The organism is Caloranaerobacter sp. TR13 (genome assembly GCF_001316435.1).
Taxonomy (GTDB): Bacteria; Bacillota; Clostridia; order Tissierellales; family Thermohalobacteraceae; genus Caloranaerobacter.
Map to the genome: position 1 here is coordinate 211,687 of NZ_JXLL01000002.1, position 12,309 is coordinate 223,995.

Annotated in this window: 15 protein-coding genes; all 15 read left to right on the top strand. The window is 28.9% G+C overall.

What is annotated here, in order from left to right; translation table 11 throughout:
* The first annotated feature begins 53 nt into the window (after positions 1–53).
* The 15 genes from TR13x_RS04050 (at position 54) to TR13x_RS04115 (ending at position 12,271) form a co-directional block, all read left to right on the top strand.
* Entirely contained in the window at positions 54–296 is a 243-nt protein-coding gene (locus tag TR13x_RS04050) for a hypothetical protein (protein WP_054870619.1), read from the top strand.
* Positions 297–367: 71 nt separating this feature from the next.
* Positions 368–1,321 (top strand): ABC transporter ATP-binding protein, encoded by a 954-nt coding sequence (locus TR13x_RS04055; RefSeq protein ID WP_054870620.1) that lies wholly within the window; start codon positions 368–370, stop codon positions 1,319–1,321.
* A complete protein-coding gene (locus tag TR13x_RS04060) occupies positions 1,296–2,084 on the top strand; it encodes an ABC transporter permease (RefSeq protein ID WP_054870621.1) in 789 nt (262 codons plus the stop codon). Before TR13x_RS04055 ends, TR13x_RS04060 begins: the two co-directional genes overlap by 26 nt.
* Positions 2,085–2,164: 80 nt before the next feature.
* Positions 2,165–3,436: an erythromycin esterase family protein gene (locus TR13x_RS04065; RefSeq protein ID WP_054870622.1), complete on the top strand. Its 1,272-nt coding sequence runs from the start codon at positions 2,165–2,167 to the stop codon at positions 3,434–3,436.
* 97 nt (positions 3,437–3,533) lie between these two features.
* Positions 3,534–3,971: a C-GCAxxG-C-C family protein gene (locus TR13x_RS04070; RefSeq protein ID WP_054870623.1), complete on the top strand. Its 438-nt coding sequence runs from the start codon at positions 3,534–3,536 to the stop codon at positions 3,969–3,971.
* Between the two features lie 104 nt (positions 3,972–4,075).
* Entirely contained in the window at positions 4,076–5,281 is a 1,206-nt protein-coding gene (locus TR13x_RS04075; protein ID WP_054870624.1) for a YCF48-related protein, read from the top strand.
* A gap of 52 nt (positions 5,282–5,333) precedes the next feature.
* The gene (locus TR13x_RS04080; RefSeq protein WP_054870625.1) at positions 5,334–5,858 is read left to right on the top strand and encodes a DNA topology modulation protein; all 525 of its coding nucleotides are present in this window, start codon (positions 5,334–5,336) and stop codon (positions 5,856–5,858) included.
* Between the two features lie 87 nt (positions 5,859–5,945).
* Positions 5,946–6,527, top strand: coding sequence for a hypothetical protein (locus TR13x_RS04085; RefSeq protein WP_054870626.1), 582 nt, complete (start codon positions 5,946–5,948; stop codon positions 6,525–6,527).
* A gap of 81 nt (positions 6,528–6,608) precedes the next feature.
* The gene (locus tag TR13x_RS11235; RefSeq protein ID WP_200905815.1) at positions 6,609–6,764 is read left to right on the top strand and encodes a hypothetical protein; all 156 of its coding nucleotides are present in this window, start codon (positions 6,609–6,611) and stop codon (positions 6,762–6,764) included.
* A 137-nt stretch (positions 6,765–6,901) separates the two neighbouring features.
* A complete protein-coding gene (locus tag TR13x_RS04090) occupies positions 6,902–7,762 on the top strand; it encodes a GNAT family N-acetyltransferase (RefSeq protein WP_054870627.1) in 861 nt (286 codons plus the stop codon).
* 24 nt (positions 7,763–7,786) lie between these two features.
* Positions 7,787–9,175, top strand: coding sequence for a TldD/PmbA family protein (locus TR13x_RS04095; RefSeq protein ID WP_054870628.1), 1,389 nt, complete (start codon positions 7,787–7,789; stop codon positions 9,173–9,175).
* Positions 9,176–9,177: 2 nt separating this feature from the next.
* Positions 9,178–10,533: a TldD/PmbA family protein gene (locus tag TR13x_RS04100; protein WP_054870629.1), complete on the top strand. Its 1,356-nt coding sequence runs from the start codon at positions 9,178–9,180 to the stop codon at positions 10,531–10,533.
* Between the two features lie 21 nt (positions 10,534–10,554).
* On the top strand, positions 10,555–10,926 hold the full coding sequence (locus TR13x_RS04105; RefSeq protein ID WP_054870630.1) for a hypothetical protein: 372 nt from the start codon (positions 10,555–10,557) through the stop codon (positions 10,924–10,926).
* 92 nt (positions 10,927–11,018) lie between these two features.
* Positions 11,019–11,417, top strand: coding sequence for a nucleoside-diphosphate kinase (gene ndk, locus TR13x_RS04110; protein WP_054870631.1), 399 nt, complete (start codon positions 11,019–11,021; stop codon positions 11,415–11,417).
* A 20-nt stretch (positions 11,418–11,437) separates the two neighbouring features.
* A complete protein-coding gene (locus TR13x_RS04115; RefSeq protein WP_054870632.1) occupies positions 11,438–12,271 on the top strand; it encodes a carbon-nitrogen hydrolase family protein in 834 nt (277 codons plus the stop codon).
* The last annotated feature ends 38 nt before the right edge of the window (positions 12,272–12,309 follow it).

Genomic DNA, 12,309 nt, shown 5'->3' on the forward strand with positions numbered 1-12,309 from the left:
TCTTTCTTACTTAACATAGCTATTCTTTCAAGAGTTAATTTATTTGACAAAATATGGAAAAGAGCTTAATTATTTCAAATGAAATAATGGGAAAACTTTTAAGGTTGAGAAAGGTAGGAATTTTAACTTCTTATGAATTAGAGTATTTAGTTTATAAAATTATTAAACAAATGGGAAATAAAAATTATGAAAAAGACAAAAAAATATTAGAGGATTTAAAAAATATGGGTTTATTATCACTTGAAGAATATGAACAGAAGTTAAAAGTATTAGAGGATATTTATAAAGCTAATTAAATCAAGTAAGTAAAGGATATTATATATAAATTTATTAAGTTTTATATTTAAATTATGAGGGAGTGGTTATAGTGCTTAAATATACAGAAATAAGCAAATCATTTGGGGAACTTGTAGCTGTTAATAAGCTAAATTTAAATATTGAAACAGGAACAATATTAGGTTTTTTAGGACCGAATGGAGCTGGTAAAACTACAACTATTAAAATGAGTTGTGGGTTAGTAAAACCGACTAATGGTGAGATAGAAGCTTTTGGAGTATCTATTAATAGAAACAGAAGAGAATACATAAAAAATATTGGTGCAGTATTAGAAGGGAACAGAAATATTTATTGGAGATTAACACCAATTGAAAATATGGAATATTTTGCAGGATTAAGAGGTATAAGCTGTAAAAAAATTAGAGAGAAAATGGATGAATACTTAGAAATATTTAATCTGAAGGAAAAGCGAAATGTTGAATGTGGTAAGCTTTCAAGAGGTATGCAGCAAAAGGTAGCAATATGTTGTGCGATAATTCATGAACCTAGAATTTTATTTTTAGATGAACCTACATTAGGATTAGATGTCGAATCAGTTGATTCGATGGAAGAGATTATCAAAAAGATTATTTCAAAAGACCGAATTATTATTATAACCTCTCATAATTTAAAATTTGTAAGTGATTTATGTAATCGAATAACTATTATTCATAAAGGCATTCTTGTATTAGACAAGGATATAAGTTTCCTTGATAGTTATTCGGATAATATTACATATTTAATAGAAACTCAGATATTACAACAAGAGATTAAAAACGATATTTATGAAAATTTTACAGCTTATATGGAAGAAAGTGACAACAAAACTCAAATAAGAATTACTTTAAAAGAAGATAATGAAATATTAGAAATCCTAAATTATTTAAATAGTCTTTCTGTAAAGCTATTTAATATCAAAAAAGTTAACTTTGAGCTTAAAGATGTATTTATGGATATTATAAAAGGGGATGATGGGAAATATGCAAGAAGCAATATTAATATTTAAAAGTGAATTGAGAAAAAGTATTATACTTAAAAAAAGATACATGCTAAGTTTTCTTACTGATATAGTAGTCTACTATATTTTATTTATGGGGCTTTATTTCTTTATAGTGAACAATATGGGCAAAATGCCTAAAGAAGAAATTGAAAAAATAATATCAATGCAAATAGTTGGTTATATGTCCTGGTTTTTCTTTACATTTACAATAAGCTTTATGAGCAATGGTATTTATAGAGAATTATCAGAAGGTACTTTTGAACAATTATGTCTTACTCATAACAATATAATAAAAATTTACTTTATCAAACTGATTGTGTATTCTTTAATAAATGTTTTGATAATTTTTCCATTGGGCTTATTATTGATTTTATCTACTGGAGTATCTTTGATGATAAATAAAGATTTAATAATTATTTTCTTGATTATGTTAATTGGAACAATTGGGTTTTCATATCTATTAGGAGGTATAACAATTCGATATAAGCGAACAGGACAGCTTGCATTTATTATAAGTATTTTTTTCTTAGGGACTAGCATTATTGACTTTTCAAATATTCCAAAGGGTTTAAGAAATGTTTTTTATGCTTTACCTTTTACGAAAGGAACAGATTTAATGAAAAGTACAATTATTAACGGAAATTTTGTTGGATTAAAAGATATAGTATTTCTATCGATAAATTCTTTGATTTATTTAATCGTAGGGCTAATTATATTTAGGTTAGCTTTTAATAGAGCAACTTCTGAAGGGTCAACATCAAGATTTTAATTTTAAAATATAGAAAAAGGTTAAATGAGGGGGTGTAAAATCTAAAAAACTTATTATAATAAGTTTTTTAGATTAGGAAAATGAAGCCTTATAGAGTTAGTAGATTTATTTTACTAATTGTAATATTTAGTTTAATTACTAGTATTATAGTAGGCTGTACAAATATAAATAATAAATTTAATACAGAAACAGTATCTGATGATAAAGCACTTTCGATAAACAGTTTTCTAGAGAAAAACAGCTCTAGTGTAGATTTAAAAGATGGTTCTTTGACTGGTTTAAGTATTTTCGATAATGATATTGATAAATATGATGTGTTTTTAGCAGGTGAAAGTCATGCAATAGCTAAAAATTATGATATTCAGTTAGCCTTATTAAAATATTTTAATCAAAAAGCTGATGTAAGATATCTTTTGGGTGAAATGGGATATAGCAAATCTGCTTTTATAAATGAATATATGGAAACAGGGAACGAAGAGTTATTGGAATTAATATACAGGAATTTAAAAGGCACTGCATCATGGAATAAAGAATCTTATGAGTTTTGGAAAAAACTTCGCAAATACAATATGACACTTCCAGAAAATAAAAAGATTAAAGTAATAGGTATAGATATAGAACATCAGGTTAAAACTGCTCTTATTTACCTATATTCAATAATACCTAACAGAGAAATTCCTGAATCGATTAAACCGACAATTGAGAGATTTAAGAACTCAAAAAATAATATTAAAAATAAAGATGAATTAAGAAAATTAATTCATTTATTACGAGACGATATGAAAAACAACGAAATAATTTATAAGGAATATTTTGGAGACAAATTTTTCGATTTTAGCATCGTAGTAGATAATATAGAAAATAGCATTAATGCATATGAAGCAGATTTTGACATAATTAGAGAACAGAGTATATATGATAATTTTAAAAGAGTTTATAACCAACTTCCTAAAGGAAAATATTTTGGGCAATGGGGATTGGAGCATGTATACCAAAGACTTTGCCATTCATATATGGACGAAAAGGACAGATTTGCTATGTATTTAAATAGAGATGATTCACCGGTGAAAGATAAAGTACTGTCGATTGCTTATGGTTATATTAACTGTTTCCGAATGACATGGGGTAAAAAATATGGTGTAAAAAGAAATGTTTCAGCGATAAAGGATATTGGTATTCTTAATAGATTTGCTAAGACTGATATAACTATATTTAGATTAATAGGAACTGATTCACCTTTTAATAAGAAACTATATTTTGTTAAAAAGCCTATTGGAGGAGTCACTACTGATTATTTTCAATATGTTATATTAATAAAGGATTCAAAGGGTACGACTCCATTTGACGAATAGTTTTCTATTTAAATAGATTTAATATGTTAATTGATACGGATATTGTATGTTAAAATTAACTCAAAAGAGATTAATAACATGTGAGAGGAAGATGCTAATGAATAAAAAAGATTATGCAATATCGTGTTTTAATAAAGGTTTTAATTGTTCACAGGCAGTACTTTCAATGTTCAGCAAAGAATTAGGATTAAGTTCTGAAATAGCATTAAAGATTTCATGTGGTTTTGGTGGAGGAATGAAACAGGGGGAAACATGTGGAGCAGTAACTGGAGCCTTGATGGTAATAGGGCTTAAATATGGACCGAAAGATCCAGAAGATAAATTGGCAAAAGAAAAGACATACACACTTATAGAAGAATTCTTAAAAAAATTCAGATTACGTAATGGGAGTGTTATATGTAAAGAATTATTAGAGTGTGATATAAGTACTGAAGAAGGAATGAGAATTGCAGAAGAGAAAGAACTTTTTGTAACGCAGTGTCCAAAGTTTGTTGTTGATGCAATTGAAATTATTGAAGAGATATGTAATTTATGATAGCAGTAGATAATGAGACAGTTTTTATAGTATTGTAAACGTTTAAGAAAGTAGTTTATATCAATTAGATTAGGCTTTTAAATATGTATAGGAGATGTAAAAACATGGTTCGTTGGAAACAAGTTTTAATAATAGTGTTAGCTGGATTAGCTTTGTTTGTGTTTCCTATTTTTAGAACAAGGCATAAAGTTGAGCAAAACTTGCCTATAGAAACAGAAGAGTCAGCAACTAAAAAAATAAATGATAAAACTGATATAGTGAAGGAAATAAAACAACCGTTAGAAATTAAGTATATCATAATGGTTGATGAGAGGTTAGGTTTTGCTTTTGAAGAGAATAATATTTTGCGGACTATTGATGGAGGGAAAACATGGAGTGAAGTAACTCCACCTAACTTTTCAATTGGAAATTTACCAGATGGTATTGTATATGACTTTATTAATTATAACACGGGCTGGATTGCAATAGGCAATACAGATGAACGCAAGGCAATAATCCTTAAGACAGCTGATGAAGGTCAAACTTGGAATGTTAAAGAACTTAATGGTATAAAGAATGTTGCTGCATTAGATTTTATAGACCAGAATAATGGATGGCTTATGGCAAATGCTGACGGTGCTTTAGGAAGTGAAGTTGTAGAAATTTTTTTCACTAGAGATGGTGGGAATAACTGGATAAAAATAATGACAAATCAACCAGATAAAAAAACATCTGGTGCATTGCCGTTTGCTGGGCATAAATTTGGAATAAGTTTTAATGATATACAGACTGGTTGGACAGTAGTAGATTATGGATCGCTAGATGAAAGATGGTTTTATGTTACAAAAGACGGTGGTTACACATGGCATGCAGAAAAACTTCCAATTCCTAAAGAAATCGAATTGCTTAATGTTAACCCACATATATCACTGCCAAAATTCTTTTCAGATAGAGAGGGTGTATTTTGGGAAGTATTTCCTGGAGATATAAAAGATGAAAGTAAGATAGTTTTCTTTCAAACGAAAGATGGAGGAGTCAGTTGGAAGCCATCTACACCTATAACTATTTCTGGTAAATTTGCGATAGATTTTATTAATTTACAAGAAGGATGGATTATTAATGATCAGTATATTTATAAAACAAAAAATGGAGCACAACATTGGGATAGAATTACAATAGATATAAATCTTAAAGGGAATGTAAAGTTTACATTGGTTAATAGTAATGTTGGCTGGATTATCAGACAAGATACTTCAAAATGGGGAGCTTGGCACTTATACAAGACTAATGATGGTGGATATATATGGTCAGAAATTGAAATTAAAAAGTAGTTTTCTATAATCCATAGGAAATTATATTCAATATAAATAAAGAGGTGTTGAAATGAAAAGAATATTAATTCTTGGGTCAGCAGGCTCAGGAAAATCGACTTTAGCCAAAAGATTAGGAGAAATAACAGGTATAGATGTTTTGCATTTAGATACAATCCATTGGAAACCAGGATGGATAGAAGCGCCAAGAGAAGAGTTTTTAAGTAAGTTAAAAGCATTTTTAGAAAAAGATTCATGGATAATAGATGGTAATTATAGAAATACATTAGATATGAGGCTGGAGTTAGCTGATACAGTTATTTTTATTGATATGTCAAGATTATTTTGTATATATAGAGCAATAAAAAGAAGATTCATGTATAGAAGAAAATCAAGACCTGATATAACTCAAGGATGTGATGAAAAAATTGATTGGGAATTTTTAAAGTGGATATGGCAATATCCAGTTAAGAATAAGCCAGAAATATTAGCTAAGCTAGAAAACTGCTTAACAGAAAAAGAAATATATATTTTGAAAGGCAAAAAAGAGATAGAACGCTTTATTGGAAATGTGAAAAATATACATGCTATTGGCTGATAACTTTTTTCACCTTTATTCTATATTTGCATAAAATATATTAGAAATGACTAGACATGCCAAAAAGAATAGAGGTGAAATCTAAGTATGTATAATAAACTACTTAATAATGAAAGTCAAAATACTAAGAGTCTATTTGGTTCGATTGGAATAATAATACCTTTATTCCTTTTATTTGGAGTTAAAAATTTAAATATTGATTTAGGAAATATTAATGTTAAAGATAGAATTGAGATGATGAAGAATATAAAACCTTACTTTTATGAAAAAGACCAAAGAATTTTAAGTAAAATACAAGATGTATTAGAAATAATTTATAAGATTAACAGGCTTGTAGATGGTGATTATTCAAAAGAAGTTGTGAATACATTATCAGGCATGGACAGGATACAGAGAAAAGAAAGAATATTAAAAGAGATATCAAAATATGTGAATGAGAAAGATAAAAAAATAATTAGTATGGCTGTAGATTCTAAAGAAAGAATATATCAAGCAAAAGCTAATATAACAGGATACAAGAATAAGTCTATTCAATCTAATGTAAATAAGGTTGAATCTATGGTGAATTTTATAAAATGTTTTAAACCTGTTTTGGATGATAAAACCAATAAGCAAATTAAGAAAATAGAAAAAATAATGGAAATAATTAAATCTGATAATATATATTAGTTAAGTTTTGTAACCAAAAACTCCCTTCTAGAATAGTATATATTAGGCGAAACCTATAACATATTTGGGGAGGGAGTTTGAGTGGCTGAAGGATTGTTCTATAATGATCAAAGTTTATTATTTTTCTTTCTATTGCTAGTTTTATTCTTTAATAAGTGTGATTGGTGTGGAGATGGTGACGATAGCTTATTGTTCTTCTTCTTATTGTTAGTAATACTATTTGGCTGCTATTGCTAAAACAATACCTACTTCAGGCAGAGGTATTAAAAACCTCTGCTAAAATTTTGCTTTGTAAAAGTTAATTGTTGACAATAGTTGGATTCATTGATAGATTTTTATTAACAGAGAATATTTTGATGGGGGAGTATTTAACTATGATTAGTCTTAGAAAAGCAACAGAAAAAGACAAGGAATCAATATTAGGCATCTCAAAGACTATATGGGATGGGGATGACTATATTCCATTAGTTGTAGACGATTGGATAGCTGATAAAGAAGGAGAATTTACAGTAGCAGAAATTGATGGGAAAGTAAAAGGTTTTGCTAAATTTACAGTATTAAGACCTGGAGAATATTGGCTTGAAGGGATAAGGGTTGATAGCAAATCTAGAGGAATGGGGATAGGAAAAGAAATAACCAAGTATTATATTGATAAGGCTAAGAAAAAAGGATATAAATCTTTGGCTTTATCTACTTATATAGAGAACTATGAAAGCATAAAAATTATTGAAAAGTTTGGCTTCAAAAAAACTACTGCATTTAGATTTTTTTATAAATCTGGTGAGATTGATTTAAACTTATCAAATGTAAAGCATTTTGAGAAGGCAACTGAAGTTGAAGAAGTCAAATATATTTTAAATAGTAATGAAATAAAAGCTAGCAATGGATATTTATCATTTGATTGGACATTCATGAAAGCAACAGAAGAGTTACTTGAAGAATTGATAAATGAAGGTTCAATATATGTATTAAAAGAAGGCCAAAATATTAATTCTACAATTATACTAAGCAATAAAAAGGCAAAGGGGAAAGGTCTTTCAATATCATATTTAGGTGGAAAAGGGTATTATCTAGATGGTATCAATTTTGCCTTTTCAAAATATTTAGAAGGTGGATATGATTGGCTTTCATTTATGTGTCCAGATATACAAGAAATAAAAGAATCTGCTTATAAAGCTGGTTTTGAAACTTTTGAAAATTATCAGGTAGATGTGTTTGTGTATGAATATGTTTAATTATTGGACAAGGAGGGAATTAAAATGTTAAGTAAATCAGTAATAGAAGATGTTTTGCTTGAGGCTCTATCTACGGGTGGAGATTTTGCAGAAATATTTGTTGAAGACAAATTTAATAATAGTCTTTTAATGATAGGTGGGAAGATTGAGAAAGCAGTATCAGGACGAGATTTTGGAATAGGAATAAGGATATTTAATAAAACAAATAGTGTATATGCATATACAAACAATTCCTCAAGGGAAAATCTTTTGAAAGTAGCAAAAGAGGCAGCTTTGGCTTTAAATGGAGCAAAAGGCGATATTACTTTAAATTTGATGAAAAGCGATGTAAAAAGCATACATAACATAGTATTATTACCAAGTACCATAGAGAAATCTAAAAAAATTGATTTGATGAAAAGAGCATATTTTGCAGCAAAAAATTATGATGAAGTTATAACTCAAGTTACTATTAGATATTTAGATGAAGAGCAAAATGTTTTGATTGCTAATACTGAAGGTCTTTATGTAGAGGATAAAAGAGTAAGAACGAGAACAGCTATTCAAACTGTAGCTTCAAGAAATGGAGAAATGCAATCGGGATTTTATGCTCCTGGTGCTCATATGGGGTTTGAGTTTTATGAGAAAATAAATATTGAAGAATATGCAAAAGAAGCAGCAAGGATTGCTAAAACTATGATATATGCAGATTATTGCCCAAGTGGTAAAATGCCAGTAATTATTGATAATGATTTTGGTGGTGTAATATTCCATGAAGCTTGTGGGCATGGACTTGAAGCTACTTCTGTAGCAAAAGGAACGTCAATATTTGCAGGGAAAATAGGAGAAAAAGTTGCATCAGAACTTGTTACTGCAATAGATGATGGTACAATACCAAATGCATGGGGGTCACAAAATATAGATGATGAAGGTACTCCGACTCAGAAGAATATACTTATTGAAAATGGAATACTAAAAGGCTATATGGTTGATAAGTTGAACGGTAGAAGAATGGGAGTAAAATCAACAGGTTCTGGCAGAAGACAATCTTACAAATATGCTCCGACTTCAAGGATGACAAATACCTATATTGCTAATGGTAAATCAACTAAGGAAGAGATAATAGCTAATACAGAATATGGTTTATATGCAAAATATATGGGTGGAGGTTCAGTAAATACATCAACTGGTGATTTTAATTTTGCTGTTATGGAAGGTTATTTGATTAGAAATGGAAAAATAGAGAAACCTGTTAGAGGAGCTACATTAATCGGCAATGGTTTAGAAGTTTTGAAAAAAATAGATATGGTAGGTAATAATTTAGGATTTGGCCAGGGAATGTGCGGCTCAGTTAGTGGTAGTATTCCAGCTAATGTAGGGCAACCTACCATTAGAGTTCAATCTATGACAGTAGGCGGAAGAAAGGGTGAATAGAAGTGGATAAAAGAGTCTTAATAAATAAAATATTTGAAGAAGGTAGAAAAGTAGGTTTAGAAGATATGGAAGTTTATATCCAAGGAAGTAATAATTTTAACTTAAGAGTATTTAAAGGCGAAATAGATGAGTTTAGTATTTCAAAAGAAGAAGGTCTTTCATTCAGATGTTTGTATAATGGTAAAATGGGATATTCTTACACGGAAAAAATAGACGAAACTTCTATAGATATGCTGATTAACGAGGCCATAGAAAATGCGAAGGTAATAGACAGTGAGGATATTGAAGAAATATTTGTGGGTTCAAATACTTATAGAGAAGTTAATAGTTTTAATGATGAATTAGAAAATATTAGTGCTAAAGATGAAATAGAATTTATAAAGTTATTGGAAAAGGAAGCTCTAAAGCTTGATAGTAGAGTTGTATCTGTACCTCATTGTATTTTTGGTAAGCAGTCTTTATACACAATGCTTGTCAATACAAAAGGACTAGATTTAGAGAATAAGTCTAATATTGCTTATGCTTATGTGAATGTAATGGTAAAAGAAAACGATGATGTTAAGACTAGCAGCAAATATGTAATTTCAAATGATTTTTCTGAATTTGATTATAAAGCATTAGCTAAGCAAGCTGTAGATGAAGCAAATTCAATGTTAGGTGCAGAGAGTATTAAATCTGATGCTTATCCAATAATATTGAGAAATGATGTTGCAGCTAATATTTTAGAGGCTTTTTCGCCTATTTTTTCAGCTGAGAATGTTCAAAAAGATTTATCTTTACTTAAAGGTAAATTAAATAAAAAGATAGCAAATGAAATTATAACAATAGTGGATGATCCATTTATGCAAGGTGGAATCGCTTCTTGCAGTTTTGATAGTGAAGGAGTCGCTACAAAATATAAAAAGGTTATAGATAAAGGTGTACTTACAACATACTTGCATAATACAAAGACTGCTAAAAAAGATGGAGTACAGTCGACAGGGAATGGCTTTAAATCTTCATTTAAATCACCTGTTTCTATATCACCAACAAATATGTATATTGAAAAAGGAAATAAAAGTCTTGATGAAATGATAAAAAGTATTAAAAAGGGTATACTTATAACCAATGTGGAAGGGCTACATTCGGGCTTAAATACTGTTTCTGGAGATTTTTCACTTGCATCATCAGGTTATGAAATAGTAGATGGAAGAATAAATAGACCTGTAAATCAGATAACAATAGCTGGTAATTTTTATGATTTATTAAATAATGTATTAGAAGTAGGCAATGATTTGAAGTTTGCATTACCTATGGGGAATGGTTTTATTGGTTCACCATCTTTAAAGATAAAGGAGCTTTCAGTTTCTGGTATATAAGTAGTAGGGAGGGCAGTTAATATGGATAAAAAAAGAAAAATTATTAAACAATACTATTTTACGCTTGTTATAATGCTTATTGCATATTTTTTAATATTTTTAGCTCTTAAGTATTTTGATATTTTTAATATAGGTGAAAACAAATTATTATTTGTATTTGCTACATTTGTATATTATATTGTTGTTAAAAATACTTTATCAAATTATTTCAAGAAAAAAATATTTGAAATTGATCCTAAATTAAAACAAAAAGAACAGAAAGATAACGATAAAGTTAAACAAGTAAAACAGGTATTTTTAAGTTCTGAAACTAAATGGTATAAAAATGTTAATTTAATATATATATTGGCTATGATAGTTATTGCTTTGTTGTTTACGATATTTAGCAAATAAGATCGGTATATAGAATCTTGCAATCCAACCTCAATTGGTTGGATTTTTTGTATATAGGGTATAATTATAATTAATACAGAAGGAGGGTTTTTATGGAGCGAACATTAGTTATTATAAAACCAGACGGTGTTAAAAGGGGGCTGATAGGCGAGATAATAAGTAGATATGAAAGAAAAGGTTTTAAAATCTTAGATGCAAAGCTAATAAGAGCTGATAGAAAGATTTTAGAGCAGCATTATGCAGAGCATAAGGGTAAAGATTTTTTTGAAAAACTAGTTGCCTATATGATGGAAGGGCCTGTAATGGTAATGATTATAGAAGGTGAAGATGCAATAGAAATAATAAGAAATATGAATGGGCATAAAGACCCTAAGAAGGCATTACCTGGAACTATTAGAGGAGATTATGCAAATAGTGTAACTAAAAATATAGTACATGCATCTGATAGTATAGAAGCTGCAATAAGAGAGATAAATATATGGTTTAAGTAATAGAATGGGGAGTGAGTAAATTGGACAGATTTAAAATAGGGTTATGTCAATTATTAGTTAGTGAAGATAAGAAACAGAATATAAAAAAAGCAAAAGAAATGATAAATAGAGCAGTTGACATGGGAGCTGAACTCGTTGTATTACCTGAGATGTTTAACTGCCCTTATAATAATAGTTATTTTCCTAAATATGCAGAAAAATATCCAGATGGGGAAACTATCAAAATGTTATCAGAGGTTTCTAAAAAAAGAGGTATTTACTTAATAGGAGGTTCTATACCAGAAAAAGACGATAAAGGTAATATATATAATACGAGCTTTGTTTTTGATAAAAAAGGTAACATTATCGGCAAACATAGAAAAATACATCTATTTGATGTAGATGTTGAAGGCGGAATTAGTTTTAGAGAATCAGATGTATTGAGCAGAGGGGATAGTTTAACTATTGTAGATACGGAATATGGGAAAATAGGTGTGGCAATTTGCTATGATATTAGATTTCCTGAATTGTTTAGATTGATGGCTCTAAAAGGTGTCAAAGTTATAATTGTGCCAGCTGCATTTAATATGACAACTGGACCTGCTCATTGGGAATTGTTGTTTAGAATGCGAGCATTAGATAATCAGGTTTATATGATAGCTGTAGCACCAGCTAGAAATGAAAGTGCATCGTATGTATCGTATGGGAATTCAATTGTAACTGACCCTTGGGGAGGTATAGTAGGTAAATTAGATGAAAAAGAAGGAATTTTAATTAAGGAAATAGATTTAAAAAGAGTAGAAAAGATTAGAAAACAATTACCTATACTGAAACATTTGAGGAAAGATTTATATCAGATAAATTTGCAAAAATAGGGGGCAAAATGCTCCTTTTTTTAATACATACAAAATTA